Annotated in this window: 24 protein-coding genes; 12 read left to right on the forward strand and 12 right to left on the reverse strand. The window is 47.4% G+C overall.

All coding sequences use genetic code 11. The features are described 5' to 3' along the window. Positions 1 to 29 precede the first annotated feature (29 nt). Both uspB and ftnA read right to left on the reverse strand, forming a co-directional pair. On the reverse strand, positions 30 to 353 hold the full coding sequence (gene uspB / locus AACR11_RS20585) for a universal stress protein UspB (RefSeq protein WP_005448571.1): 324 nt from the start codon (positions 351 to 353) through the stop codon (positions 30 to 32). Positions 354 to 443: 90 nt separating this feature from the next. Next, positions 444 to 971 carry a non-heme ferritin gene (gene ftnA / locus AACR11_RS20590; protein WP_005434576.1) on the reverse strand — a complete coding sequence of 176 codons (528 nt, stop codon included), beginning with the start codon at positions 969 to 971 and terminating at the stop codon, positions 444 to 446. A 156-nt stretch (positions 972 to 1127) separates the two neighbouring features. Between ftnA and uspA the strand changes: the two genes are divergently transcribed. Then, positions 1128 to 1553 carry a universal stress protein UspA gene (gene uspA, locus AACR11_RS20595; protein ID WP_005434578.1) on the forward strand — a complete coding sequence of 142 codons (426 nt, stop codon included), beginning with the start codon at positions 1128 to 1130 and terminating at the stop codon, positions 1551 to 1553. Between the two features lie 70 nt (positions 1554 to 1623). After that, on the forward strand, positions 1624 to 2502 hold the full coding sequence (locus tag AACR11_RS20600) for a carboxylate/amino acid/amine transporter (protein WP_005434580.1): 879 nt from the start codon (positions 1624 to 1626) through the stop codon (positions 2500 to 2502). Positions 2503 to 2577: 75 nt separating this feature from the next. On the opposite strand, the gene AACR11_RS20605 is transcribed toward AACR11_RS20600, so the two are convergent. From AACR11_RS20605 to AACR11_RS20615, 3 genes are all read right to left on the reverse strand, one after another. Next, positions 2578 to 3177 (reverse strand): hypothetical protein, encoded by a 600-nt coding sequence (locus AACR11_RS20605; protein ID WP_029788993.1) that lies wholly within the window; start codon positions 3175 to 3177, stop codon positions 2578 to 2580. Positions 3178 to 3649: 472 nt separating this feature from the next. Next, positions 3650 to 4429 carry a class I SAM-dependent methyltransferase gene (locus AACR11_RS20610; protein WP_029789287.1) on the reverse strand — a complete coding sequence of 260 codons (780 nt, stop codon included), beginning with the start codon at positions 4427 to 4429 and terminating at the stop codon, positions 3650 to 3652. A 103-nt stretch (positions 4430 to 4532) separates the two neighbouring features. Then, on the reverse strand, positions 4533 to 7658 hold the full coding sequence (locus tag AACR11_RS20615; RefSeq protein WP_029789286.1) for an EAL domain-containing protein: 3126 nt from the start codon (positions 7656 to 7658) through the stop codon (positions 4533 to 4535). 115 nt (positions 7659 to 7773) lie between these two features. On the opposite strand from AACR11_RS20615, the gene asnC reads away from it, so the two are divergent. Then, positions 7774 to 8238: a transcriptional regulator AsnC gene (gene asnC / locus AACR11_RS20620; RefSeq protein ID WP_005430014.1), complete on the forward strand. Its 465-nt coding sequence runs from the start codon at positions 7774 to 7776 to the stop codon at positions 8236 to 8238. A gap of 85 nt (positions 8239 to 8323) precedes the next feature. Here asnC and prlC read toward each other — a convergent pair whose 3' ends face one another. Beyond that, positions 8324 to 10366 (reverse strand): oligopeptidase A, encoded by a 2043-nt coding sequence (gene prlC, locus AACR11_RS20625; protein ID WP_029789285.1) that lies wholly within the window; start codon positions 10364 to 10366, stop codon positions 8324 to 8326. Positions 10367 to 10790: 424 nt separating this feature from the next. Between prlC and AACR11_RS20630 the strand changes: the two genes are divergently transcribed. The 3 genes from AACR11_RS20630 (at position 10791) to gorA (ending at position 14079) form a co-directional block, all read left to right on the forward strand. Further along, a complete protein-coding gene (locus tag AACR11_RS20630) occupies positions 10791 to 11630 on the forward strand; it encodes a 23S rRNA (adenine(2030)-N(6))-methyltransferase RlmJ (protein WP_005434590.1) in 840 nt (279 codons plus the stop codon). Positions 11631 to 11777: 147 nt separating this feature from the next. Next, positions 11778 to 12482: a glutathione S-transferase family protein gene (locus AACR11_RS20635; RefSeq protein ID WP_029789284.1), complete on the forward strand. Its 705-nt coding sequence runs from the start codon at positions 11778 to 11780 to the stop codon at positions 12480 to 12482. A gap of 241 nt (positions 12483 to 12723) precedes the next feature. Continuing rightward, entirely contained in the window at positions 12724 to 14079 is a 1356-nt protein-coding gene (gene gorA / locus AACR11_RS20640) for a glutathione-disulfide reductase (RefSeq protein ID WP_005429991.1), read from the forward strand. Between the two features lie 110 nt (positions 14080 to 14189). Here gorA and AACR11_RS20645 read toward each other — a convergent pair whose 3' ends face one another. Both AACR11_RS20645 and AACR11_RS20650 read right to left on the reverse strand, forming a co-directional pair. Beyond that, on the reverse strand, positions 14190 to 14801 hold the full coding sequence (locus tag AACR11_RS20645) for a bifunctional 4-hydroxy-2-oxoglutarate aldolase/2-dehydro-3-deoxy-phosphogluconate aldolase (RefSeq protein ID WP_005430025.1): 612 nt from the start codon (positions 14799 to 14801) through the stop codon (positions 14190 to 14192). A gap of 9 nt (positions 14802 to 14810) precedes the next feature. Further along, positions 14811 to 16187, reverse strand: a complete 1377-nt coding sequence (locus AACR11_RS20650; RefSeq protein WP_005434597.1) for a GntP family permease — start codon at positions 16185 to 16187, stop codon at positions 14811 to 14813. Positions 16188 to 16339: 152 nt separating this feature from the next. Between AACR11_RS20650 and AACR11_RS20655 the strand changes: the two genes are divergently transcribed. After that, a complete protein-coding gene (locus tag AACR11_RS20655; protein WP_005449047.1) occupies positions 16340 to 16861 on the forward strand; it encodes a gluconokinase in 522 nt (173 codons plus the stop codon). Continuing rightward, positions 16858 to 18654 (forward strand): phosphogluconate dehydratase, encoded by a 1797-nt coding sequence (gene edd / locus AACR11_RS20660; protein WP_029789282.1) that lies wholly within the window; start codon positions 16858 to 16860, stop codon positions 18652 to 18654. Before AACR11_RS20655 ends, edd begins: the two co-directional genes overlap by 4 nt. Positions 18655 to 18831: 177 nt before the next feature. Here edd and AACR11_RS20665 read toward each other — a convergent pair whose 3' ends face one another. From AACR11_RS20665 to AACR11_RS20680, 4 genes are all read right to left on the reverse strand, one after another. Next, a complete protein-coding gene (locus tag AACR11_RS20665; RefSeq protein WP_005434604.1) occupies positions 18832 to 19161 on the reverse strand; it encodes an SMR family transporter in 330 nt (109 codons plus the stop codon). A 2-nt stretch (positions 19162 to 19163) separates the two neighbouring features. Next, positions 19164 to 19541: an SMR family transporter gene (locus AACR11_RS20670; RefSeq protein ID WP_005430013.1), complete on the reverse strand. Its 378-nt coding sequence runs from the start codon at positions 19539 to 19541 to the stop codon at positions 19164 to 19166. A 203-nt stretch (positions 19542 to 19744) separates the two neighbouring features. Next, positions 19745 to 20671: a LysR family transcriptional regulator gene (locus AACR11_RS20675; RefSeq protein WP_009699062.1), complete on the reverse strand. Its 927-nt coding sequence runs from the start codon at positions 20669 to 20671 to the stop codon at positions 19745 to 19747. 54 nt (positions 20672 to 20725) lie between these two features. Beyond that, the gene (locus AACR11_RS20680; protein ID WP_029789280.1) at positions 20726 to 21733 is read right to left on the reverse strand and encodes a LacI family DNA-binding transcriptional regulator; all 1008 of its coding nucleotides are present in this window, start codon (positions 21731 to 21733) and stop codon (positions 20726 to 20728) included. A gap of 231 nt (positions 21734 to 21964) precedes the next feature. Here AACR11_RS20680 and AACR11_RS20685 point away from each other — a divergent pair, with 231 nt between their 5' ends. From AACR11_RS20685 to AACR11_RS20700, 4 genes are read left to right on the forward strand one after another with little or no spacing between them, the layout of a single operon-like run. Further along, the gene (locus AACR11_RS20685) at positions 21965 to 23317 is read left to right on the forward strand and encodes a serine/threonine-protein kinase (RefSeq protein ID WP_029789279.1); all 1353 of its coding nucleotides are present in this window, start codon (positions 21965 to 21967) and stop codon (positions 23315 to 23317) included. Between the two features lie 31 nt (positions 23318 to 23348). After that, the gene (locus AACR11_RS20690; RefSeq protein WP_029789278.1) at positions 23349 to 24824 is read left to right on the forward strand and encodes a hypothetical protein; all 1476 of its coding nucleotides are present in this window, start codon (positions 23349 to 23351) and stop codon (positions 24822 to 24824) included. A 2-nt stretch (positions 24825 to 24826) separates the two neighbouring features. Then, positions 24827 to 25399 carry a sigma-70 family RNA polymerase sigma factor gene (locus AACR11_RS20695; protein WP_005446332.1) on the forward strand — a complete coding sequence of 191 codons (573 nt, stop codon included), beginning with the start codon at positions 24827 to 24829 and terminating at the stop codon, positions 25397 to 25399. A gap of 4 nt (positions 25400 to 25403) precedes the next feature. Continuing rightward, positions 25404 to 26945, forward strand: coding sequence for a hypothetical protein (locus tag AACR11_RS20700; protein ID WP_029789277.1), 1542 nt, complete (start codon positions 25404 to 25406; stop codon positions 26943 to 26945). The last annotated feature ends 9 nt before the right edge of the window (positions 26946 to 26954 follow it).

The following is a 26954-nucleotide window of genomic DNA, read 5'->3' on the forward strand; positions in this document are numbered from 1 at the left end:
CGCTTAAATTCCAAGCACAGCTTACTGGCTTAAAGAATGAAGGCAGCCAGTAGGGTCACACCAAGTAAAGCGGTCGATAAAATGAATAACCCGCGCACCCTTTCGCATTTGCCAGTAAAGATCTCATCGTGATGATGGTGATACTCTTTACTCTTAATGTAATGGTATAACCGCACCTGTTTGGTGACGTTACCATGGGTGGTGAAAAATCCATTGCCATCCACTTGCTGATAAAGCAAAGGATGCGCTTCACGCATGATGTAAATTAAAGAACGAAGAGCGGTGAGATAACGGACCATGTTTACTCCCGTTACTACCATTAGCGCAAATAAGATTGTGTCTCCACTGATCATCTTTTCCTCCCTACATCTTCAACGATGCTCAAGAGATAAAGACGATCAATGCTTCGTCCTTAACCCGCTGCTTACCGCGTCGGGAACACGTTATGCAGCTGGAGCACCCATAATTGAAGATGAACCTTCTTTTGCCATTTGTGCTAGATCTTTATCGATGAAGAACAATGCTTTACCGTCTTCACCAACTAATTCGATCTTATCTAAAATCCCTTTAAACAACTTCTCTTCTTCGTGCTGTTCAGCCACGTACCACTGTAGGAAGTTAAACGTTGAGTAGTCTTGGCTTGTAAATGCAACATGCGCCAATTTATTGATCTTTTCCGTGATCATTTGCTCATGTTCGTAGGTTTCACGGAAAACATCGCCAAGGCTAGCAAAATCATGCTTAGGTGCTTCAATCGCACCTAGGATTGGCATTGAGCCAGTTTCACTTACATAAGTGAAAAGACGTTGCATGTGCTCCATTTCTTCTACGGCGTGAGCGCGTAAAAATTCAGCCGCACCTTCAAAACCTTTGTCTTCACACCAAGCACTCATTTGTAAGTATAGATTGGATGAGAAAAATTCTAGGTTAATTTGCTCATTCAATTGTTCAACCATAGTTTGAGACAGCATGTTAACTCCTATTTATGTGCATGCGTTTTGCGCCACTATAACATGATTACTGTGGCAACACTTTGTACCTACGATATTGATATGAGATCACTTCAGCAAAATTATCTGAGACTTAGTGCTAATCTGACACTATGACCTTATCAAGGAGATAGCAATATGAGTTACAAACACGTACTTGTGGCAGTCGACCTCTCAGACGACAGTAAAGTGTTGATTAAGAAAGCCGTGTCACTGGCTAAACCTCTGGATGCGAAAGTCTCTTTCATTCATATCGATGTGAATTACGCCGAGCTTTACACCGGGCTTATCGACATCAACATGGCGGAGGCGCAACACCAAGCGATGGAAGCGTCTCGTACACAGTTAGCGAATTTTGAAGAATACGCAGAGTACCCAATCACGCATACGTTAGTCGGTAGCGGTGATTTGAGTAACGAGCTGTGCGATACCATTCAGGACTACAATATCGATTTGGTGGTTTGTGGTCATCACCAAGATTTCTGGAGCAAGATTCTTTCGTCGACGCGTCAGCTTATTAACTGCTCACCTGTCGATATGCTGGTCGTACCGCTAAAAGATTGATTTGCGTTGGCGTGACCTTAAAACTTGGTTAGACTGCGGGCACATTTGTTGTTGATAAAGATTCTCATCCATGGCTTATCTATCCGCAGTTACCCTACTTTGGGCATTCTCATTTAGTCTGATCGGCGTTTACCTTGCCGGTCAGGTTGACTCTTGGTTCTCTGTTTTTATGCGCGTTGCGTTGGCGAGCCTAGTCTTCATTCCTTTCTTAAAATTCCGTGGCGTAAGCAAATCTCTGATCGCGAAATTGATGATCGTGGGCGGCTTCCAACTCGGCTTAATGTATTGCTTCTACTACCAGTCTTTCCTACTCCTTTCTGTACCAGAAGTACTGCTGTTTACCGTATTTACCCCTATTTACGTCACCTTGATTTATGATTTCTTGAAAGGTCGATTCTCGCCTTGGTATTTGGTTACGGCGGCAATTGCTGTGCTGGGCGCGGCGTGGATTAAGTTTGCAGGCATCAATGAAAACTTCTTGATGGGCTTTTTGGTCGTACAAGGAGCGAACCTGTGTTTTGCCATCGGTCAGGTCGGCTATAAATACATTATGGAAACCGAGTCGGTTGAACTGCCGCAGCACACGGTATTTGGCTACTTCTACTTGGGTGCATTGTGCGTAGCGACTGTCGCCTTTGCTCTGATGGGTAACTTAGACAAGATGCCAACCACAGCAACACAATGGGGTATTCTGACTTACCTTGGTTTGATTGCATCAGGCTTTGGTTACTTTGCGTGGAACAAAGGCGCAACCATGGTGAATGCTGGCGCACTTGCGGTAATGAACAACGCGCTCGTCCCAGCTGGTTTGATTGTGAATATCGTGATTTGGAACCGCGATGTCGATGTGACGCGACTTGCCATTGGTGGTGCGATCATCATGCTATCACTGTGGATTAACGAAACTTGGGTGAAAAAACGCGTAGAGATGAGTTACGCCAACAAGTAACACAGCTAATCCTACAAACATTTCGACAATAAAAAACGCTCTCCAACTGGAGAGCGTTTTTTTGATGTGATTTGATTAATGCACTTTGGTCTGCGAGCTTGTGCTCATCAACGTGTTTGGTAGCGTTGGTAGCAACACCTCTAGTTTGGCATTTCGCGCTTCAAGCTTGCGCTGGCGTTTGAGCAATTTTTGCTGCTTTTTAGCTAACTTAAGCAACTTCTTCTGCTGCTTGTAATGTTTCTTAACCGCTTTCTTCGCCTTCTTCAGCGCTTTTTTATCTGATAAATCAAACATAGCTGGCGCCTCTAGCTCAGTGGTTGAGGTTACGGCTGCGACTTTTGCTGCTAGTTTTTTCTCTTTCACTCGTTCCACAACACGTTTGACGATCGCGGCTTTCTCTGCGCTTTGTTCTGGCGCCATGATGATTGGGGTATCTTGAGTTAGAGATGGAGTTGGCAGTGCTTCCGCCAGTAGACCACAAGCCTGTTGCTCGGATAGCGGTTTGTCTTGGCACTTTTGAGGTGGAATCGCGGCAGGCTTACACAAGGTGTTTTTCGATGCAGAAGAACGGGCACAAGAGCGACAGACAAACTTAGGTGCTACCACCAGGCGGTGAATATCACCCAAACTCTCAGCAATCTGTTTGCGGCTCATCTTACATAAACGTTTCGCCATGCTACTACTCCAGCTTCCCAATTTTGACTGTTTTACTCTACGGCATCACACAAGTGAAATAATAATAATTCTTAGTTAGATATACAGTCAGCGTGCCGAATTAGCAAGAGAAAAGTATCAATAAGCAGAGCAAAAACCAGATACAAACACAGCGCCAAATTAGGCGCTGTGAGAAGAAGTTTTGTGTCGTCAGGTGTTTAGGGTCTGTTGACCTTTTGCGGTTAAATTTTGTTCGAGATAAAAGCGTTTTAATCGCGGCGAGAGGTTTGTAGCCTAGTTATTCTAAGCAAAATCCTCTCAACAAAGAGTAAAACGCTTTTAGCCGAACCCTTCGGGCAGCGTTTGTGGCTCCTTTCTACTGCGTTATCGGCTTATCAGGTAGGACAACTACATTTCAAAGCCTCTGCCTTGTATAAAGAATCCACAAACGGCTGCAAAAATCAGCTCAAAAGGTCAATAGACCCTAGTCGAATTACGCCATTGATGCCTTCACATACACATCGAAACGGTTCTTTTTGGTTTCGATTGCCATGCTCGGCTTTTGTTCATCAAGCCAGTTAGCGTAATCAGGGCGCTTGACCACCACACGCTTACTCGCCAATGCCATAGCCGGCGCCAACAAACCATCCGCATCAAGATCTGCACCAACCAAAGATTGGAAGACGCGCATCTCTTTTTTCACCAATGCCGATTTCTTTTTGTTTTCAGGGTGCGGGTACATCGGATCGAGATAAACCACATCTGGCTGAATGAAGTCTTTATCTTGCGCCAATTGTTCTAACGCATCATGGCTAGAAGCGTGAATCAAAGACATGCGCTCTGATACCCAAGTGCCGATTTCTGGATCGTGTTTCGCACGAGCCAAACCGTCATCCAACAATGCTGCGACTACAGGGTGACGCTCAACCATTTGGACTTTACAGCCCAACGACGCCAATACGAACGCATCGCGCCCTAAGCCCGCGGTGCCATCAAGCACGGTTGGGGTTGCGCCTTTGTTCAAACCCGCAGCTTTCGCGATTGCTTGACCTTTACCACCACCGAACTTGCGACGATGCCCTACTGCACCACCAATCAAATCCACAAAGATCGCACCCAGCTTTGGCTCATCCGCTTTACGCAGCTCTAAACGCTCTGTCGTTAGGACTAAGGCAAAGTCACTGTCATCAGTGTGAGAAAGCTGCCAACGCGCAGCGAGTTCATCAAGGTGAGACTGTTGAGATGGGTCTTCACAAATCAATTGCAGTTGCAAAAGGAGGCTCCAGTAAAAATCGGTTTAACTGGCGCTGAGTGTATACCCAACCCGCCTATAATTGCTAGGTTGGGGAGAAGTTAGATGACGTTCGTCTGGATGGTTAAAGCTGTTGAAGTTCGTCGACCAGCTCAGCCAAAGGTTTAGGATGCCCAATGCCATAACCTTGCCCATAGTCGACACCAAGCTCGATCAGGAGCTCTCTGACTTGGTCATTCTCAACAAATTCCGCCACCGTGACCTTACCCATCTGCTTGGCTAAGTCGTTGATTGAACGCACCATCACACGGTCCATCTCGTTTACGTTGATATCTCGCACGAAAAGACCATCAATTTTCACGATATCGACAGGAAGTTGCTTTAAGTAGCCGAAAGAAGACAAGCCAGAACCAAAATCGTCCAACGCAATCAAACAGCCCAGCGTGCGTACGCGAGTGAAGAAGCCGAGCGCTTGGTCGATATTGCTCATCGCTGCAGTTTCGGTAATTTCTAAACAGATCTTCTCACAAGGAATCGAGGACGACTGCAAACGCTCTAGCAGGAAGTCGATAAACTCTTGATTCCCCATCGACTGACCGGACAAGTTGATCGCGCAGCGTCCGAGTTTTTCTACTATCTCTGGGCGAGCTTCAAACCATTCTAGGGTTTGAGTAATCACTTGTTTATCAATCCAGTGCGCGATGTTGTAGCGTTCAGAGGCTGGGATAAAAACACCAGGAGACAAGTAATTGCCCTGTGCATCACGAATACGTACCAGAATCTCAAAGCACAATGGTGAGCCTTCACCGCTCAAGTTAACAATGCGCTGAGCAAACAGTTCAAGACGCTTACTCGATAGCGCTTCGTGCACCAGATTAACGCTCTGCATTTCTAACTGGCGACGTTGCAGCTCTTCGTTATCTAAGCTGAATAGGTTGTAGCGATTCCGCCCCTGCTCTTTGGCAACATGACACGCGGAGTCTGCTTGAGCGTGAACCATTTGTGGCGTTTCGGCGGTGTGGTCGATAATACGAATGCCCACCGAGCAGCTCATAAACAATTGCGTGTCTTCCCAACGGAAAAGCTGTTCGCTCAAGGTCGTGATAATCTGCTTCGCCACATTAATCGCACCGTGCTCATCGCAATCTTTCAACAACACAGCAAATTCATCACCCCCCATGCGCGCCAAGACTGCATTGTAAGGCAGTACCTCTTCCAACATGCTGGCACAGAACTGAATAGCCGCATCACCCGCATCGTGACCCACGGTATCGTTAAGCACTTTTAGCTGGTCGAGATCGAGGTACAACATTGCATGCACACGACGGTGGCTTTCTACTTCTCGCAGTGCGGTTTGCAACTCTAGCTCGAAATAGTTGCGGTTGTAGGTGTCAGTCAGCAAGTCATAGCGTGCTTGGTACTCTAGCTGCTTGGCGAGCTTCTTGGTCTCAGTGATGTCTTCACCAACGATCAGCAATTGGTCGGAATCTCTTAATGGGCGAATGTTTTCACGCACCCAAACGCGATGACCATCCGCATGACGATATTCGATTTCGCGACGCCAAACACCGTGCATCACTTGCTGCGGTTGCAATAACACTTGGCGCGGAATCAGCGCTTTTTCGTCTGAATAGAACTCACGTAGACGATGCCCGAGCATATCCAACGGTTGATAACCCAAAAGCTGCTGAGCAAAACGGTTCACTTCCTGAATGCGGTTATTGTTATCTAACGTCACCATCATTACCGGCTGCTGCTCGTAGTAGTTACGCAAACTCGATTCACGTTGGTAGAGCTTGTCTTCCATCGCCTTACGACTGGTAATGTCACGCGCTTCAAACAAGTATTGCTCTTGGTTTGCCACCTGCTGAGAAAACGGTTTGAGGGACACTTCCAGCACCATAGCGCCATGTTCTTTACTCCAGATCTCCGTTTCAAAAGTGGAGACTTGGCGATGGCTGGACTGGAAGTAATTGGCAAGCAGCTGGCGTGCGTCTTCGCTCCAGTTTTTATGATGCCAAAGCGGACGATCGAGACGCATATCCTGATGATTGAGTAACGATTGCAGACGATCGTTACCGGATTTAAGCAAACCATGTTGGTCGAGAATGCCCATGTACTGCATGCTTTGGTCAAACACCGATTCCAAAATCGTCTGGCTCTCGCGAGCAATACTTTCGCTGCGACGAATGCGATGCAAGTAGTAACTAAGCAGCATAATCACGATGGTCATCGCCACCAGCACACTGCCAAACAGTTTGATTTCTCGGGCGTAACGCTCAGTAAATTCCACTGGCTTATTGAAGAACACCGACGAGGCTTCTTGTTCTGCGCCTAAACCCCAACGCACAACCGATTGATAGTCGAGTTTGATGTCCGATTCTGCACGCACAATTGCAGGTAAAAGTTGCTGTGGGTTATCCAGCACTTGCGCCAATAACTTCGCAGCTTCAAAACCTTGGCGATAACCGGTTTGAATCACACCGCCGACTGCACCATGCCCAAGTCCAATATCGTGCACCATAAACAGCGGCGCATTAGAGGCTTGGTTGATATCACGCCAGTCTTTATCGGTCGCAACGTTACCGTGAATATCGCGGTAGTAAGTCCAAAACAGCACCACGTTGTCGATGCTCATTTGCGACACTTGTTGCTTTAAGTCATCTACCGTTTCCGGCACTAAATGAAGGATTTTGTCGCGATATGCTGGGTTACTATCAAGAAAGTCTTCGATCTGAGCACGAAGTGCCGCTCCAGTAACAGAGTGGTCACTGACGATAAGAATTTGTTTGTGGGTCGGATGCAAACGCTCAATTAAAGCGAGGTTGGCGGACAGATCGACGTCTTCAATCACGCCTGTCGCGTTCAGCCCTTGATGCAGTGAAGGATGATAGTTGTTGATGCCACTGAAAATCACCGGCGTGTCTTTAATGACAGAAGATAAGCGCTGCATCAAAGCAAGTGCATTGTTATCACTAACAACGATCGCGTCGAAATGCTCTTCGCCCAGTTTGGTGCGGTAAAGTGATTCCAACTGACTGAAGAAGTGCTGGCTTTGACTGCGCTTGGAATCGAGATACAACACGCGAGTATCGAGCTGTCGCCCCTCAAGCTGCTGGGTGAAACCACGCTGGATAGAATCAGTCCAGAAGAAACCTTGGTGGTAAGAGTGAACAACGAGGACTTTTTGCTCTTGCGCCGCAGCGACAGCACTGAACATGATCGCTATGCAAAACAGAAAAAATGGCACATCAACTCCATGACTTCAGAGCTACCTCGCGGTTATCCCTGCGTAAACCTTGTGAATCCTGTCCGCTGTGAGTATAAAATGAACTTTAAACCTCATACCCAACGGAAATAATTGTATGAATGCGAGCTTGCCTAAACTCGACGATCTCGATCGCGCGATTCTCAAAACTCTGATGGCGGATGCGCGTAAGCCTTACGCGGAAATGGCAAAACAGTTTAATGTCAGCCCAGCGACCATCCACGTTCGTATCGAGAAAATGAAAGCGGCAGACATCATCGAGGGTACTGAGGTAATCGTCAATACCAAAAAGCTAGGATATGACGTATGTTGCTTTATCGGCATCAACTTGAATGCCGCGCGCGACTATCATTCAGCGCTAGAAAAGCTCAATGCCCTCGATGAAGTGGTAGAAGCTTACTACACCACTGGCGCGTATAACATATTCGTCAAATTGATGTGCAAGTCGATTGAGGAGCTGCAATTTGTATTGATTGATAAGCTTCAAGCGATCGACGAAGTGCAATCCACCGAGACGCTGATCTCGCTGCAAAACCCGATCAATCGCAGCGTAAATCCATAACGCTCTGAATCAGATACTAAAAGCTGAATCTACGAATAAAAAAATGGGCAGCCACTTGGCTGCCCATTTTCATTCTCAATCGAGATTACGCTGCGATACCAGAATGGCGCAATAGCGCATCGATTTCTGGCTCACGACCACGGAAGCGCTTAAATAGCTCCATTGGTTCTTCACTACCACCCATTTCTAGGATGTTATTCAAGAAACTCAGACCGGTTTCTTTATTGAAGATGCCTTCTTCTTCAAAGCGAGAGAACGCGTCTGAAGACAACACTTCTGCCCATAGGTAGCTGTAGTAACCTGCGCTGTAACCACCAGCGAAGATGTGACCAAAGCTGTGTGAGAAACGCGCCCACTCAACCGCTGGTACAACTGCCACTTTCTCTTTCACTTCTGCCAAGGTTTCAAGTACACGAGCACCCACTTCTGGGTCGTATTCTGTATGCAGAGTGAAGTCGAACAAGCCGAACTCTAGCTGACGTAGGATGCCCATCGCCGACTGGAAGTTCTTCGCGGCTAGCATTTTATCTAGCATCGCTTTTGGTAGCGGCTCGCCAGTCTCGTAGTGACCAGAAATAAACGCCAGCGCGTCTTCTTCCCAACACCAGTTTTCTAGGAACTGACTTGGTAGCTCAACCGCATCCCAAGGCACACCGTTGATGCCCGATACCGCGCCTGTTTCTACTTGCGTCAGCATGTGGTGGATACCGTGACCAAACTCGTGGAACAGAGTCACCACTTCATCGTGCGTAAACAGTGCAGGCTTGTCGCCCACTGGACGGTTGAAGTTACACGTTAGGTAAGCAACCGGTGTTTGTAGCTCGCCTGATAGCGTTACGCGACGACCACGGCAATCATCCATCCACGCACCGCCACGTTTGTGTTCGCGTGCGTATAGATCTAGGTAGAAGCTGCCACGTAGTATGCCTTCGCCGTCGAAGATATCGAAGAAACGCACTGACTCGTGCCAAGTATCCACGCCTTCACGCTCTGTCACTGTCATACCAAACACGCGGTTTAGTACTTCAAACAGACCACTTACTGCTTTTGATTCAGGGAAGTAAGGACGCAGTTCTTCATCCGAGATTTGGAACAAGTGCTGCTTTTGCTTCTCGCTGTAGTACGCAATGTCCCACACGTTTAGCTCGCTAACACCAAATTCTGCGTTAGCAAACTGGCGTAGCTCTTCAATTTCGCGCTCACCCTGTGGTTTCGCTTTGGTTGCCAAATCGTTCAAGAAGCCAAGAACTTGCGCTGGGTTCTCTGCCATTTTGGTTGCCAGAGATTTCTCGCTGTAAGTGTTGAAACCCAACATACGAGAGATTTCATGACGCAGTTTTAGCTGCTCAGTGATGATTTCTGTGTTGTCCCACTTGCCTGCGTTTGGACCACGGTCAGAGGCGCGCGTTACGTACGCTTCGTACACTTCTTTGCGTAGGTCTTGGTTATCACAGTACGTCATAACTGGTAGGTAAGATGGGATATCTAGCGTGATTAGGTAGCCATCGAGCTCTTTTGCTTCTGCTGCCGCTTTTGCCGCTGCAAGTGCAGATTCTGGCATACCCGCTAGGTCTTTTTCGTCGGCAACGTGCTTAGTCCAACCCATGGTTGCATCCAGCACGTTGTTGGAAAATTTTGAGCTCAGCTCAGACATGCGCTTGCTGATTTCGCCGTAGCGATGTTGCTCGTCTGATGGTAGACCGATGCCCGAAAGCTCGAAGTCGCGTAGAGAATCAGAAATGGTCTTCTGTTGTGCACGCGTCAGCGTCGCGTACTCTTCGCTGGCTTTGATCGCCTTGTACGCTTCGTAAAGACCTTTGTGCTGACCAACCCAAGTACCGTACTCAGACAGGATTGGCAGACAACTTTCGTAAGCTTCACGCAGCGCTTCGCTGTTCACTACTGAGTTCATGTGACCCACTGGTGACCAAATGCGGCTCAAGCGGTCATCCGCTTCTTCAATTGGCGCGATCACACTGGTCCAGCTTGGGTTTGCGTTGTCTTTAAGTACCTCGTCAATCTTGGCACGACAATCCGCAATCGCCTGCTCCACTGCAGGTTTAATGTGTTCTGGTTTGATTTGCGAAAACGGAGGAAGATCCGTAAACGTAAGAAGTGGATTAGACATGAATAATTCCTTTTGTGTTTTGGCTCTGTATTTGCCTATTCGCATTTGCAAAGCACCGATTGGTATTTGCAAAACAGTAGGCGAACTCAATGCACAGGCAAGCCGACAACATGGATGGGGGGATTTCCGTTCCCTTTCTCGATGCAGCAATGACCGAATGGGTCAAAGAGCGCTTACTCTGTCCTTGAGTCTTGTTATGCCTAAGTTCGGTTTGGCACTCTATTGGAGCGGCGCAATCCCACTTAGGTTCAATTTGTTTACTTATACTAAGTATGGGTGACTTAAAGAAATTTCAATAGCGAATCCCTATCAGTGATACTGATTTGAATCGAAGTTCTACTTCTTTAAGTTACTTGAGTATAATACCGCCATATCGCGAAAATCACAGACCACACTCAGTCAAAGAGTGTTTCGAGAGTTTAATTTGTTAAGTTACCGCCACAGCTTCCACGCTGGCAACCATGCTGACGTGGTAAAACACATCGTTCAAAGCCTCATTCTTGATGCACTAAAGCAGAAAGATAAGCCGTTTGTTTATCACGATACCCACTCGGGTGTGGGACGCTACGATCTGACTCACGAATGGTCTGAGAAAACGGGCGAATACAAACAAGGCATCGCACGCATTTGGGACAACTCAAACATCCCTGAAGAGATCGCAAGCTACATCGATTCAATCAAAACATTGAACAACGGTGAGAACCTGCGTTACTACCCAGGCTCACCGCGTGTTGCACGTGCGCAAATCCGCCCACAAGACCGCATGGTTCTAACTGAGCTGCACCCAGCCGATCATCCGCTATTAGAACAAGAGTTCCACCGCGATCGCCAAGTGAGCATCTACAAAGAAGATGGCTTTAAGCGTCTGAAAGGCAGCCTGCCACCGCAAGAACGTCGTGGTTTAGTGCTGATTGACCCACCATACGAGCTAGCGAAAGAATATCGCGACGTCGTGCAGGCGATTTACCAAAGCCACAAACGTTGGGCAACGGGCATATACGCGATTTGGTACCCAGTGGTAAACCGCCATGACATCGAAGACATGATTGAAGGTTTGGAAGGGCTTGGCATTCGCAAAATTCTGCAAATCGAATTGGGCGTATCTCCAGACACCAACGAGCGCGGCATGACGGCATCGGGCATGATCGTGATTAACCCACCGTGGAAACTGGAAAGCCAGATGAAAGAAATTCTGCCATTCCTGCAAGAAGCGATCGCGCCAGCAACGGGTCACTGGAAAGTCGACTGGATCGTTCCAGAATAAAAAACACTGAATTTCAGAAACTTAAAGCGCAACGATGACCTCGTTGCGCTTTTTTTTATTTATTTTCTAAAAAATTTTCGCCTGCGCTTCGTCTTTTCTTTTTTGCCTGCGTCTTAGGGATGTAAACAAGCTAAAACATAGAGAGAAATGACCATGCTTAAAGTTATCAGTTTTAAAATTTGCCCATTTGTTCAGCGCGTAACTGCGGCACTAGAAGCAAAACAGATCCCTTACGAGATTGAATACATCAACCTAAAAGATAAGCCACAATGGTTCCTAGATATCTCACCAAACGGTCAAGTGCCTGTGATGGTGACAGAATCTGGCACGGCACTGTTTGAGTCTGATGCCATCATCGAATACATCGAAGACGAATACGGTCCGTTAGAGCAAGGCGTGACAAACGAACAACGCGCACTAGACCGAGCATGGAGCTACCTAGGCTCTAAACATTACTTGGCACAATGCGGCACTATGAGCAGCAAAGACCAAGCAACCTTTGAAGAACGAGCAGAGAAGCTGATCAAAGCGTTCCAAAAAGCAGAAAACCAACTGTCTGGTGAAACCAAGTTCTTTAAATCCGATGAACTAAGCAATGTGGACATGGCTTGGTTGCCGCTTCTGCATCGCGCTGCCATCGTCAAAGCGCACTCTGGTTACGACTTCTTCTGTGGTCTGCCAAAAATGCAGGCGTGGCAAAAGCACATCCTAGAATCAGGATTGGTAGAGAAGACAGTATCGGAAGACTTCGTGCAGCTGTTTAGCGATTTCTACCTAACCAACACTTACCTAGCGGATGGTAAAGATGCGCAAGCCCAGTCAGACTGTGGCACATCAAGCTGCTGCGGTTAATGGTTTTCCCCTCCCCTGAGCATGAAAAACACCAAGCGGAATAGCGCCTTATTCCGCTTTGCTATCCTTTCATCGCTATTTGTCATAAGCAATGTCACTTTTTCCCATTTAGGAAATTGCTAGACTCGATTTATGATAGGGACATGGAATTAACAACAATTCCGTTGGGCTGTTGAGTTCATCCCCCACCACCCCAATGTAATTATTGTCAGACAAAATTAATAAGCTCTTGGAGAAAGTAATGGCGACTCATTTTGATTATATCTGTATCGGCGGCGGCAGCGGCGGTATCGCATCAGCAAACCGTGCGGCAATGTACGGTGCTAAAGTAGCGCTTATCGAAGCTCAAGACCTTGGCGGTACCTGTGTAAACGTTGGTTGTGTGCCAAAGAAAGTGATGTGGCACGGCGCGCAAGTTGCAGAAGCAATGAACCTGTACGCAGAAGACTACGGCTTCGATGTAGATGTAAAAGGTTTCGACTGGAGCAAACTGGTTGAGAGTCGTCAGGCTTACATTGGTCGTATTCACCAATCTTACGATCGTGTTCTTGGTAACAACAAAGTAAACGTTATCAAAGGCTTTGCTAAGTTTGTTGACGAGAAAACAGTTGAAGTAAACGGTGAACACTACACAGCGGATCACATCCTGATCGCAGTGGGTGGTCGTCCAACAATTCCAAACATCCCAGGTGCAGAATACGGCATCGATTCAAACGGCTTCTTCGAGCTTGCTGAGCAACCAAAACGCGTTGCAGTGATCGGTGCAGGTTACATCGCGGTTGAAATCGCTGGTGTTCTACATGCGCTTGGCACAGAAACGCACCTATTCGTTCGTAAAGAATCACCACTACGTAGCTTCGATCCAATGATCATCGAAACGCTAGTAGAAGTAATGGACGCAGAAGGTCCAACACTGCACACCCACTCTGTGCCAAAAGAAGTGGTAAAAGAAGCAGACGGCAGCCTAACTCTGCACCTAGAAAACGGTGAGAGCCAAAACGTTGATACCCTAATCTGGGCAATCGGTCGTCACCCAGCAACTGATGCTATCAACCTAGCATCAACTGGCGTTGCAACGAACGATCGTGGCTACATCAAGGTAGACGAATACCAAGAAACGAACGTGAAAGGCATCTACTGTGTAGGTGACATCATGGAAGGCGGTATCGAGCTAACACCAGTGGCTGTGAAAGCGGGTCGTCAACTTTCTGAGCGTCTGTTTAACAACAAACCAAACGCGAAGATGGACTACGATTTGGTACCAACTGTGGTATTCAGCCACCCACCAATCGGTACAATCGGTCTAACGACTCAAGAAGCAGAAGAGAAGTACGGCAAAGACAACATCAAAGTCTACACATCTGGCTTTACTGCGATGTACACAGCGGTTACTAAGCACCGTCAACCATGTAAGATGAAGCTAGTATGTGCTGGCGAAGAAGAAACAGTTGTTGGTCTTCACGGCATCGGCTTCACCGTTGATGAAATGATTCAAGGCTTCGGTGTAGCAATGAAGATGGGCGCAACCAAAGCAGACTTCGACTCTGTTGTGGCTATCCACCCAACAGGCTCTGAAGAGTTCGTGACGATGCGTTAATCACTTTGCGATTTAAGCAGATAAACAAAAAGGGTCATCAATTACTTGATGACCCTTTTTCTATTCACGTTTTACAACGTTCGGGGGTATTTCGGAGCCGTTTGCGCGTTTTACTTAACTGCGCGAACCAATTCAGCAATACCTTCCCAATCGCCGTTGTCCATCATAGCGGTTGGCACCATCCAAGTACCACCACACGCTACAACCGATTTCAGCGCTAGGTAATCTTCCACGTTAGATGGGCTTACACCACCTGTCGGCATGAATTCCACTGGGTAAACCGCCGTTAGTGCTTTAAGCATGTTTACGCCGCCTGATGGCTCAGCAGGGAAGAACTTCAGGGTACGTAGACCCATTTCCATCGCTTGCTCAACCAAGCTTGGGTTGTTCACACCCGGTACGATTGTCACGTTGCGTTGCTGACAGTATTTCACTGTCGTTGGGTTGAAACCTGGGCTCACGATAAAGTCCACGCCCGCTTCAATCGCGATGTCCACTTGCTCTGTTGTCAGTACTGTACCAGCACCAATCAGCAGTTCTGGGTACGCCTCACGCATGATGCGGATCGACTCAGCCGCCGCTTCAGTGCGGAATGTTACTTCCGCACATGGTAAACCGTTTTCTACCAACACTTTTGCCAGTGGCAGAGCGTGTGCTACATCGTTGATTGCGATAACTGGGACGATTTTGATTTCTCTTAATCGTTGTTCAAGTGTTGTCATGGGTAACCTCTAAAGAATAAAGCTTAATGTTGCTACGATAATAAATGCGATACCACCAAGTAAAGTTTCCATTACCGTCCAAGTTTTTAGCGTTGTTTTCTCATCCATCTCTAGTAGACGAGATACTAGCCAGAAACCAGAGTCGTTGAAGTGAGAAAGCACTGTTGCACCACCTGCAATCGCGATAACGATAAAGCATAGGTCTAGCTCGCTCAAACCAGTTGATGCTGCCACTACTGGTGCGATAAGTGCTGCTGTTGTCGTTAGTGCTACGGTTGCTGAGCCTTGAGCAACACGCAGACAGGTAGAGATAACAAACGCTGCTACGATCACTGGCATACCTGTGTCAGTCAGAACGTCTGCTAGTGCATCACCGATACCACTTGCACGCAGTACGCCACCAAACATGCCGCCCGCACCTGTTACTAGGATAACGCCACAGATTGGCGCCAATGAGTCGCCACACAGCTTCTCAAGTTTTGCCATGCCGTAGTCTTTCGCGAATACCGCAAGAGACACAAGCAGAGTAATCAGAAGGGCTACTGGCGTTTTACCTAGCATACGTAGGAACTCAACCAGAGCTGTTTTGCCATCAATCACACCCGCAACCGCTAGCGTGTTCAGTACTGTGTCTAAACAGATTAGCAGTACAGGCAGCACTAGGATGGTCATTACTGTGCCAAATTTTGGCAGCTTAGATTCATCAACTTGTGTTTCACCGTTGAAGAACGCTTTTGATAGTGGGATATCGAATTTCTTGCCCGCGTACAGACCAAATAGGTAAGCGCCTAGGTACCAAGTTGGGATAGCCACTAGGATACCAACAACAAGCAGTAGACCAATGTTTGCGCCTAGGAATTCTGCTGCTGCAACTGGACCTGGGTGCGGAGGAACAAAGCCGTGCATTACGGCAAACGCACCCGCTGCTGGTAGTGCGTATTTGATTGGCGAACCACCAAAGCGCGCTGCCACACTTAGGATGATTGGCATCATCACCACGAGACCAGCGTCAAAGAAGATTGGGAAACCGAACAGTAGTGAAGCCACACCCAATGCAAATGGTGCGCGCTCTTTACCGAAGCGACCAATCAAAGTATCTGCCAGCACTTGCGCACCGCCAGTTACTTCCAAAATCTTACCGATCATTGCGCCAAGACCAACCAGCAATGCTACTGAAGCCAGCGTACCACCGAAACCACTCATCATGGTTGGGACAACTTGGTCAGAAGAAACGCCAGTCGCAATCGCAGTACCTAAACTCACCATAGTTAGGGAAGCGAAAGCGTGCACTTTTAGCTTAATAATCAATACAAGTAACGCCGCAATCGCGAGGACTGCAATCGTTAATAGGAACGTAGGGTCTGGAGCTTGGGTTAGCTGTTCCATGGGTTCACCTTTAAAAATTATTGTTTGTGTTGTGGTTCACATTTATTTGAGTTACCGGTAACATGTTACCGATAACATGAATAAGATAAACCCATATTTTAAAGTGAATTCAAAAATTGAGATCACGCGCAAATTTGTTATGAGGATAAGTTATGGCTGGTAGTAGTGTCGTCGTTATGGGCGTTTGTGCGAGTGGCAAAACCACAATTGGTGAGCACTTGGCGAAAAAGCTGGGACGTAAATTCATTGATGGTGATGATCTTCACCCACGAGCAAACATTCAGAAGATGGCATCAGGTCAACCTCTGAACGACGACGACCGCAAACCTTGGCTAGAACGTATCCGCGACGCTGCTTATAGCTTAGAAAGCAAAAACGAGCACGGCATTATTGTCTGTTCGGCACTAAAAAAGATTTATCGTGACCAAATCCGCGAAGGCAACGAGAACGTGACCTTCCTTTTCCTAGACGGAAGTAAAGAACTGATCCTTGAGCGTATGCGTGCTCGCCAAGGTCACTTCATGAAAGAGAACATGGTCAACAGCCAGTTCGAAGCCCTAGAGCGCCCAGAAGATGAGCCTCGCACCATTTTCGTCAGCATTGATGCAACCATCGAAGACGTTGTGTCGAATGCCGCTGAGTTAATCCTAGTGCAAGACGAGGCAATGGCATGACTCATCAAGTAATTTTAGACGTTACTCAACGCTTAGTTGAGCGCAGCCAAGAGGCGCGTGCGGCGTTTCTTGCTCGCACTGAAGTCCAAGCCGAAGCGGGTAAAGGTCGTGTCGGTCTATCTTGCGGTAACTTGGCTCACGCTGTTGCAGCATCTTGCTCTTCAGAAAAGAAAAGCATTCTGGATTTCACGCATTCGAATGTAGCGCTGATCAGTGCTTACAACGATATGCTGAGTGCCCACCAGCCTTACCAACACTACCCAGATCAAATCAAACAAGTGCTGTCTGGTTACGGTCACACTGCGCAAGTTGCTGGCTGTGTTCCGGCAATGTGTGATGGCGTGACTCAAGGTCAAGCGGGCATGGACATGTCACTGTTTTCTCGTGACTTAATTGCTCAATCGACAGCACTATCCCTGAGCCACAACGTATTCGATGCGACCTTGCTGCTGGGCATCTGCGACAAGATCGCACCGGGACAATTAATGGGCGCGCTGTCTTACGCACACCTACCAACGGCATTTGTGCCAGCAGGTTTGATGGCAACGGGCATCAGCAATGAAGAGAAAGTCGACGTTCGCCAAAAATACGCGGCGGGCGAAGTAGGTAAAGACGCACTGCTTGATATGGAGTGTCGTGCTTACCACTCAGCAGGTACGTGTACCTTCTACGGCACCGCAAACACTAACCAACTTGTGTTTGAAGCTATGGGTTTGATGCTGCCAGGTTCAGCATTCATCCACCCACATACTGAGCTACGTAAGGCGCTAACCGATCACGCAGCTCTGAAAATTGCGGCAATGAATGCAGGTTCAGCCAATTTCCGTCCATTGTCTGAAGTGGTCACCGAAAAGAGCCTGATCAACGGCATTATTGCGCTGTTGGCATCGGGCGGCAGTACCAACCACACTATTCACATGTTGGCAGTGGCGCGTGCAGCGGGTTTGATTCTGACATGGCAAGACATCAGCGACCTATCTGAAGTGGTGCCACTATTGGCGCGTGTTTACCCGAATGGTCCAGCTGACATGAACGCATTCCAAGAAGCGGGCGGCGTACCTGCGCTATTGCATCGTTTGGACGAGTCGGGCTTGCTTCATCGTGACGTGAAACCGGTATTCGGCGAGTTCGAAGACCAAATGACACTACCTACATTAGTCGATGGCAAACTGACTTGGACACCATGTGGTGGCAGCCAAGACGGCGAAGTGATTGCTGCGCCAACACAAGCTTTCCAAAACACTGGTGGTACTCGCGTACTTAACGGTAACTTGGGTAAAGCAGTGGTGAAAGTGTCTGCGGTGAAAGAAGATCAGCGCATCATCGAAGCGCCTGCGCTCGTATTCCAATGCCAACACGAAGTGGAAGCGGCGTACAAACGCGGTGATCTAAACCAAGATTGCATCGTGGTCGTAACGCACAACGGTCCTGCAGCGAACGGCATGCCAGAGCTACATAAACTGATGCCAATCCTCGGCAACGTGCAGAAAGCGGGCTTTAAAGTCGCGCTAGTAACGGACGGTCGACTATCGGGTGCATCCGGTAAGATTCCATCGGCAATCCACGTATCTCCAGAAGCAATTCGTGGCGGCGCGATTGGCTTGGTGCGCAATGGCGACATCATCCGCGTTGATTGCCAAACTGGCGAGCTGAATAACCTAAGCGACGTTACGGGTCGTGACTTGTTAGAGATGGATACTGAAGCGAAACAACAGACTTGGGGTCGTGGTTTCTTTAGCGTGATTCGTCAGAGCGTTTCGAGCGCAGAAGAAGGCGCAAGCTTTATTGTTTAGGACGGGAAGAAAGACCCCGTCATTCCGACGAGCCTAAGCGAGATCAGGAATCTAATATCAAAGTGCTGTGAAGCGAGAGGAAATACCTCTGCCACAGCACTTTTTGTTCGTAGATTCTGAATCATGCTCGTCCCTCGCCGTTCAGAGTTACGATATCTAGGATTCAGGCAAAGAACATCAAGCCGTCTTCATCACCACAACCGCTGCAATCACCACGAAGATACCAAACCAGCCAATCGGCTTAAGCTTTTGTTTGAACAGCAAAGCGCCACCAATCGCGGTACCTAAGATACCAATCGCACCCCAAGAGGCGTATGCGATCGCAAGGTCGATCTCTTTTACAGCTTGAGCAAGCAAAGTAAACGCTGCCATCACCAATACAATCGCCGTGATGCCCCACCCTCTGTGCTTAAATCCTTTAGAGCGAGTCAGCGCCATGTTCGCCATGATGTCGACCAACGCCGCCATGACAACAAATCCAAATGAAACAGTGAAAAATTGGCTCATGATTAACACCTCGCATTCGATGAGCTTGGCAACTCATCTTTCTGTTGAGGCTGACCGTGTGATTCGCCGAGCGTCACACACACGATACCGACGACTGCCAGCGCCAAACCAAGCAACTGCTGCGTGCTTAAGTTGGCGTCAAACAAAACGATAGAAACCAGGGTAATCAAGGCGATACCCAAACCTTCCCATGTTGCGTACGCGACACCGATAGAGATTTTCTTTGCCGCTTTCGACAAGAAGTAATAGGAAATGGCGATCAGAACGTACATCACCAGATAGCCTTCCCACGCATTACTTTCACCAATAAACGACATCGTACTGGTACCGGCAACTTCGGCAACGATGGCGAGCAATAAAAATAGACGTGCAATGAGCATGATTCATCCTCCCCAGAAATTAAAAAACTGCATAACGGAGAATGGTGAATGTCCTTTAAGAATCAGACATTCAAAGAATTGATAAGATAAAAAGAGCCGCTTCTCCTGACTATTTGTAGTCAGATTAGCCCTTCTTCATTAAAACAGACAGGTAATTGAGATATTCATTTTTGAATATCTTAAAGGACAGTTTGCCTATTCGATCACGTTAATGGCGTATTGAGGGTTTGCTGCACCACTTGGTGCAAATGGCGGTGCAATGGGTGGTTACGGTAGGTCTGTAAATAACCCCCAGAAACAACAAATTGGCTGAACTCTCGGTTGACCATCGGCATTGGATAAGAGGCAAGCTCGTGCATCAAATGTGCAGTACTTTGGCTGGCATACATGATGGCATCGGTCTCAAGCAGCATTTGGCAAGCGACACGCAAGTTGTAGGATTTAAGTAGTACGACCGGCTCGTAACCCATTCGGCGATATTCTGACTCCACCGTACACAGCGGGTTGTAGGATGCTGGCGCAGGCAAAGAGACCAGTGGCAATTCCGACACCGTATCCCAGTCATTGCTGATTTGCGACAACGTCGGGTGGTCTTTACGCGCCAAAATCACACGCTTTTCAACAAATAACGGGCGCATGTAGATGTCTTTCGACAACTCAGTTTCTTGGTCGAGAATACAGTAGTCGTGTTCGCCCTCTAACATCTCATCTTGGGAATAAATGTTCCAACTTGAGAAAGCAAACGAGGCTTGAGGAAACGCCTGATGGCAACCGCGCAATAAACGCTGACCTTGTTCGTCCATCAAGTAAGGGTCAGTCACTATCGCAATCTGACCTTGGTATTCGAGTGGGTCAAAGTCCGAAAACTCCTGCACTACTTTTTCTAGCGGCGACAGCATGTTATCGAACTCCGCCGCTAAGCGAATCGCCATTGGGGATGGCTCTACCCCGTGGGCTTTACGCACAAACAGCGGATCATCAAACACATCTTTAAGTTTCATCACACCACGGCTGGCACTGGGTTGCGAAATGCCAAGCTGCATCGCCGCCAACTTGATGCTGCGATTTTCTACCACGGCTTTAAGTAAGCGCATTAAATTAAGATCTAACGCATCAAGTTGATGTGGCATGCCCGTGTCCTTATCAGAAACGAATGATGAAAAATAAACGTGAGTCAGAGCGAGTTAGACGCTCTCGCCCGCCGTAATTTGATAGCCCATGTTCACGACCGTCTCGGCTTGCTCTTCACCCTTGAGGCGCGCAATCAGTAGCTCGGCACTTTTCTCACCAATCTCGAAACGCGGTGTATCCACACTGGTCAATTTAGGGCTGATGGTTTGCCCGATGTCTAATGCGTTGTAGCCCACCACCGCAAGTTGATCTGGCACTTTGATGCCGCGTTGCTGAGCACTTAATAAGGTACCAATCGCGATGTCATCGTTGGTACAAAATACACCATCAAGTTCTGGGTAGGTTGCCAGTGCACGCTCTAATAAATCATGTGCCAGCGAGAAGCTTGAGTGATCGCCCGTTAGCACGTGTTTTGGCTCCAACCCTGCTTCTATCATTGCACGATCGTAGCCCTGCATACGCAATTTAGTACGCGTATCCAAACGAGCACCGAAGTAAACGATGGTACGCTTGCCCGATTCCAACATGCGCTTTACGACGCTGTAAGAAGCGTCTTCGTGATCCATACCAACCGCCATATCTATCGGCTGCTCTGGCAGTTCCATGGTTTCGACCACGGGCACACCTGCGTTCTTGATCATCTGCAAAGTGCGTTGAGTATGGTGACTTTCGGTTAGGATTAAGCCGTCAACTTGGTAAGAAAGCAGCGACGCGATTTTGCGTTCTTCTTCCAGCTCGTCATAACTAAAGTGCGCAAGCAGTGTTTCATAGCCATTAGCTTTAGTGACGGTTTCAATGCCCTGAACAAAAGACGCAAAAATTTGGTTGGACAGTGAAGGCAACAAAATACCAATCGCTTTACTGGAAGACTTCGACAGCATCGCCGGAGCACGGTTTTCGATGTAGCCCATCTCTTCAATTACAGCGGCAATTTTCACTCGCGTTTTTTCTGCCACTGAGTCTGGATTGCGCATGTAACGCGAGACGGTCATTTTTGTTACGCCAACTTTGTCTGCGACATCCTGCAATGTCGTTCGTGCTTTCTTATTCTGCTGAGCCATAAATATCTAATTTATCAGTAATGTTACTAGTAACATTATGACGAATAGACTCCTCGTCGACAAGCTTGGTAAAAAACATCCACTACATCATTAATAAAATCATAACCTTAGTGCTCAAATAACCATCAAGATGCAAACTAAACATTGTGACTCAAAGCCGAATAAATAAATGACATTAATATTGAGTTTCTTATAAGATAGCGTACCTAAAACAATAAGATATAAAGCACCGTGCAGTTAGGCTCCAGCGAAACCCAGATTTACTATCACCTGCTTGATCTGGACGACTCTCAAAAGCAGCAATACCTCAACGAATTGCAGCAGAGTCAACCTGAGCTTTACCTCCAAGTTGCCCCTCTTTTAGCAAATGAAAACGAAGAAGAACAACTGACACAGTTGCTCGGCTTCGGTGCGAATTTGGCAACCAAACAAGAGGTCGACCTAACGGGCGAAGAGGTTAGCAAGTACCGACTCACCCACGAGTTAGGGCGTGGAGGCATGGGGGTCGTATATGCGGCACTGCGCGCTGACGAGACGTTCGAACAAGACCTTGCGATCAAGTTCATCCAAACCAATCTCAGTAATGTATTAGGCAAACGCGCGCTGTTTGATGAAGCTCAGCTTCTGGCTCGTTTGAACCATCCTTACATTGCCAAAGTGTTTGATGGCGGCTTGCACGATGATTCGGTTTACATCGTGATGGAACGCGTTTTTGGTCAGACCTTAGACTCGTATTTGTTGCTCACGCCAATGGAAGACGATGACAAGTTGTTGCTGTTTAAGCAGATTTGTCAGGCAATGGAACACGCCCACCAGCATCAAGTCCTGCATGCGGATCTCAAACCAGAAAACATCCTAATTGATCGCAATAAACGACCAAAACTGCTCGATTTCAACCTGACACAAAAGGTGCAATCAAACAGTGATGATTCGTCTCCGGCATTAATTGCCTTCAGTGAAAAATACGCCAGCCCAGAACAGCAAGCCGGAGCGTTTTTGACTGAGCAAAGTGATGTGTATTCACTGGGTAAGATTCTGGCGCTGATGTTTCCTGATCAGCCAATATGGTCAGATATTTATTGGGTGGTGAGACGCGCAACGCGAGCGAAAGCAAAGCAGCGCTACCTCAATGTTCGGACACTGCGCCAAGATATTGAATGTATTTTAGAACGACGCCCAATAGAGCAAAAGAAGCACTGGCCACTGTACAGTACGCTTCGTTTAGTACAACGCCGACCGCTGCCGTCGCTGTTGTCCGCAATCTTAGTGTTATCTGGTTTGCTGTTTGGTAACACTCTGATTCAAAAGAACATACAACTGCAACAAGAGAAGAAGATTGCAGAAGACATCATGTACGAAGTGACGCGCCTTGTCTTTCATGCCAAAGGGCAAAACGTCGAGCATATGTCCGTCAGTGCCATGATGGAACTGACACGCAGGCGGATTCTGTCTAACCCAGATATCCCCAAACACATAAAACAGAAAATGCTGTTGGCGATGATGACACCGGTGCCAGAGAAGCACCTCACTAAATCAATAAGTTGTCAGCCAAATTGTGCACCAAAGGACCGCACTCAACAGTAAGGCTAAACATAAGAAAGGCTTAAAAATTAAAATGTACACACGTTCCATTGCGATCTGGTTGTCTGCGTTAGCGATAGCACCAGCATGGGCGAACTCTACTTCTACGACTCCGTCGGCAGAAGCGACAGCGCCTACCATAAAACAAGGTTTCTTCATCGATTCACCGGTAACTGGTCTGTATTACAAAACCAGTTCCAACCTGTCTGGTCACACAAAAAAAGGCGCATTTCAGTATCGTCCTGGCGATGTCATCAGCTTCTTCCTCGGCAATGATGATAACGGCTACTTGCTCACCACAATGTCGAGCCAAGAAGTGCTCACACCGACCATGGCGACCACAAAACCCAGTCGCAGCATCAATATGACCCGCTTGTTGCTCTCTCTCGACAGCACTCCGGAAAACCGTCAAGAAATCGTGCTAATCAACAAGGTATTATCCGATCCAACCTTCCAAGCACAGCTCAAGCGTCTCGACCTCAATTTCCTAGACGACGCCAAACACCAACTCAATTTGGATTGGGTTTCGGTGCAAGAAGCGGTTGAACATCTAAATGAAAGCCAACGCTACATCGAAAAGAACTTCGCCTCAAATGAGATCATTTTTGAGCCTCGTGACGTGCGATTTAAGAACATCATCATCAAGAAAAAGGATTGGCAGGGTCGCGCCTGTGCATTCGATATTCGCTATCAACACCACCCGCGTTACCGCCCACCAATTGGCGAGATTAACTTCACCATCACTAAAGAGAGCCTGATTCAACATCCAAGTGTTGGCGACTACTTCCAAGGCTGTTTCCTAGCACTTAACCAGAGCGTAACCGAAGAAATTGTCGAACCGATTGAAAAGTTCTCTGAATGGGAAAGCTTGGTCGGATGCGTCGATTCAGGCTGTACCCGTAGCGACCTTAATGGCTTCTCGTTAGAAGATTATGACGATGAAGGCGATTGGAAATATCGATCGGTTGCACTCAACTTCGATCCGAGCACCCAGCTATTAATGGAAAAAGTACAGGGGTTGGGACCAAACGAGCACGTTAAGCACCACAACCGTACTGAGATGTTGTGGTTTACCTATCCTGACTCTGTCGATAGCGAAATTACCTACCAAGGTGTATGGCAACAAACTCAATACCTACAAGACTCAATGAAGCAATCGTGTCTACTAATGCGTCATAACCAAGTGTTGCGTTTACCTGTCGATGCCGTTGCCTGCCCTACAGATACCAGTCTATACACCCAAGATGTCACCAACGAGTATTTGGACATGTGGTGGGTCAACAATGACCAGCCAAGTGCTGAACTCGCGCAAATGAACGTAATGGTGCGTTGGTCACCAACCCCAGCAGAAATCAACTACACCACGTGGGAATACCTACCTGCAGGCAAAAGCTGGGAGCAAGGCATTTTGTATCGTTACCAACAAGACATTAGCCGTAATCGCGATGGTTCTGATCGCGTTGAAACCTATTCCATCTCTGAGTTTGTAAAAGTAAGTGAGGATGTATAGCAATGACTTCTAAATCTACTCTGACGCAAATTATCCAACAGTGGCAAGCAGGCGATAAACAGGCGGAAAGTGAGTTGTACCAATTCGCTTACCTACAACTGCGTAAAATTGCTCAACAAGAACGCGAGCGCAACGCAGAGAAATACGGAACCGACAATAAGGTACTGTCGGACAGCGTAAACAGCACCACCGCGCTGATCCATGACGCGTATTTAAAGATGTCTAACTGCGACATGAGTGAGATTGAAACCAAGCGCGATTTCTTCTTAATGGCAGCCAAAGTAATGCGCCAAATCCTGATCGACAACGCTCGCTCACATCAAGCGCAAAAACGCCAACACATCACGCTGATGAAAGAAGAAGAAGATCGCTTCGAGCAACTCATCATCATGGATAAAGCACTCGATAACTTTAGTGTGCGCTACCCGCGCCAATCCAACGCGTTAAAGCTCAAATATCTGATGGGCATGAAAAACCAAGAGATCTGTGAACTGCTCGAATGCAGCGCCAGTTTGATTGAAAAAGACCTTAAGTTCTCCCGCAGTTGGCTGCAATCAAGAATGGCACACGCGTAAAATCATGAAGAAGAAATACTGGATTGCAGGTGCATTGAGTACCTGCTTGATGGCGCTTTACTGGCTAACAGACGAGCAAACCACAGCTGCGGCAGCCAACATACAACCAGCGAATAATAACGAGGAAAAGAGAAATACGCCTCACAGAGAACGCACTTCCCTTATCGAAGTAAAACAGGCACTCACCGCATCTGCATTGGAAAGAAGCAATGAACTGGCGTTTGAAAAAGCGCTTGAATCCACGTTGTCAGACCGTCCTGATCAGGTTGAAGATGCCTTGGGATCATTGGAGGCCAATTACTCCCAAAACCTAACGATAACCTACATCAGTGAATCTGCACACGACGATGCAACAGAGAACGGCAAGCCGATAATAAACCTAGCGGTTGAGCAGCAATTACAAACCATTATCTATAGTTGGGAACTGACACAAAACAACCCTATCAACTACTCATTAGGGTTGGAACAGCTGTTCGAAGATCCAGAAGGAGACTTACTCACCACGCGAATTTGGCTAGAAAACGCCAACGGACTGAGCGTTCTCAACCAAGGGCAAATCATGCTGCAAGGCGCGCCAAAAGACTTCAACCAAACCACATATTTGGCAGTCTCTGCACGTGATGACCATCACGGGACAGAAGATCACGCTTGGGTCACGACACGCTTCGAGCTACCAGCTGTCACTGCAGAGCAGAACGATACAGAACATCCGCTCATTGATGGTGTGGTATATCGCCTTGAAACCACAACGTTGCTCGGTGGACGCAAGTACCCTTACGAAGTAGTGTACTGTGAAGCATTTAAATTCATTGATGATGAAGTTTTTTATGCTGCTTCAAGCAACAAAACTCGCTGCCCAGACGAGCATAAGCTGAATAAAGTCGGGGAATACCAGATCAGTGATGACTCATTGATCATCCACATCAAAGGTAGCCGTCAGATCTGGACTACGAAGAAAACCTACCGGTCACGAGTTCACAAAGACACTGAGAACTACTTTATTACCGTCTTTGATAACAATCGTTTCGAAAGCTACACCATGCAAAAAAACAAGCGCTCAATGGAAGAGCGTTTGAACGTCAATACTGGAAAAGAGCTGTATCAGTCCGCCCTATTTGATCTGCTCATTCCGACTGCCGGTGGTTATCGCCATGCGCTCGCGGGTAACTATATTTTTGACCGAAGGCATGCTCAAGGTGGTGAGTATTACGACGGTTTCGACTCAGATCTCAACATAGTCACGTCTAATAGCGACTTATTTGCTCATGAATTCTGTCAGTTTTGGGACACCTCAATCCTTGCAGGTGAAGGGATGTTTAGCGAGGTAATTTCTTACTCCAATAATACCGATTGCGCGACTGCACCTAAGCCATCCGCATACGCTTATGTCTACTTCAACAATGATTATCATGCTAATGATGAGTTTATTCAGGGGGAGGTTTATAGCTACATCCTACGCCCATTTCCTCAGTACGCGAGCAAAGTAGAAGAGCTAAAAATAAACATGATTTACCACTACCCAAAAAATACAGCAGCCTATAAATAAACCAAAACA

The organism is Vibrio sp. L85 (genome assembly GCF_963871815.1).
Taxonomy (GTDB): Bacteria; Pseudomonadota; Gammaproteobacteria; order Enterobacterales; family Vibrionaceae; genus Vibrio; species Vibrio harveyi.

Excerpts from the sequence above, each read along its gene's own strand:
- AACR11_RS20655 (WP_005449047.1), top strand. The coding sequence starts at position 16,340 with ATGGCTGGTAGTAGTGTCGTCGTTATGGGCGTTTGTGCGAGTGGCAAA.
- uspB (WP_005448571.1), bottom strand. The coding sequence starts at position 353 with ATGATCAGTGGAGACACAATCTTATTTGCGCTAATGGTAGTAACGGGA.
- edd (WP_029789282.1), top strand. The coding sequence starts at position 16,858 with ATGACTCATCAAGTAATTTTAGACGTTACTCAACGCTTAGTTGAGCGC.
- AACR11_RS20695 (WP_005446332.1), top strand. The coding sequence starts at position 24,827 with ATGACTTCTAAATCTACTCTGACGCAAATTATCCAACAGTGGCAAGCA.
- AACR11_RS20675 (WP_009699062.1), bottom strand. The coding sequence starts at position 20,671 with ATGCCACATCAACTTGATGCGTTAGATCTTAATTTAATGCGCTTACTT.
- AACR11_RS20665 (WP_005434604.1), bottom strand. The coding sequence starts at position 19,161 with ATGAGCCAATTTTTCACTGTTTCATTTGGATTTGTTGTCATGGCGGCG.
- AACR11_RS20700 (WP_029789277.1), top strand. The coding sequence starts at position 25,404 with ATGAAGAAGAAATACTGGATTGCAGGTGCATTGAGTACCTGCTTGATG.
- asnC (WP_005430014.1), top strand. The coding sequence starts at position 7,774 with ATGAATGCGAGCTTGCCTAAACTCGACGATCTCGATCGCGCGATTCTC.
- AACR11_RS20645 (WP_005430025.1), bottom strand. The coding sequence starts at position 14,801 with ATGACAACACTTGAACAACGATTAAGAGAAATCAAAATCGTCCCAGTT.
- gorA (WP_005429991.1), top strand. The coding sequence starts at position 12,724 with ATGGCGACTCATTTTGATTATATCTGTATCGGCGGCGGCAGCGGCGGT.
- AACR11_RS20650 (WP_005434597.1), bottom strand. The coding sequence starts at position 16,187 with ATGGAACAGCTAACCCAAGCTCCAGACCCTACGTTCCTATTAACGATT.
- AACR11_RS20635 (WP_029789284.1), top strand. The coding sequence starts at position 11,778 with ATGACCATGCTTAAAGTTATCAGTTTTAAAATTTGCCCATTTGTTCAG.
- AACR11_RS20605 (WP_029788993.1), bottom strand. The coding sequence starts at position 3,177 with ATGGCGAAACGTTTATGTAAGATGAGCCGCAAACAGATTGCTGAGAGT.
- uspA (WP_005434578.1), top strand. The coding sequence starts at position 1,128 with ATGAGTTACAAACACGTACTTGTGGCAGTCGACCTCTCAGACGACAGT.
- prlC (WP_029789285.1), bottom strand. The coding sequence starts at position 10,366 with ATGTCTAATCCACTTCTTACGTTTACGGATCTTCCTCCGTTTTCGCAA.
- AACR11_RS20670 (WP_005430013.1), bottom strand. The coding sequence starts at position 19,541 with ATGCTCATTGCACGTCTATTTTTATTGCTCGCCATCGTTGCCGAAGTT.
- AACR11_RS20690 (WP_029789278.1), top strand. The coding sequence starts at position 23,349 with ATGTACACACGTTCCATTGCGATCTGGTTGTCTGCGTTAGCGATAGCA.
- AACR11_RS20680 (WP_029789280.1), bottom strand. The coding sequence starts at position 21,733 with ATGGCTCAGCAGAATAAGAAAGCACGAACGACATTGCAGGATGTCGCA.
- ftnA (WP_005434576.1), bottom strand. The coding sequence starts at position 971 with ATGCTGTCTCAAACTATGGTTGAACAATTGAATGAGCAAATTAACCTA.
- AACR11_RS20600 (WP_005434580.1), top strand. The coding sequence starts at position 1,624 with ATGGCTTATCTATCCGCAGTTACCCTACTTTGGGCATTCTCATTTAGT.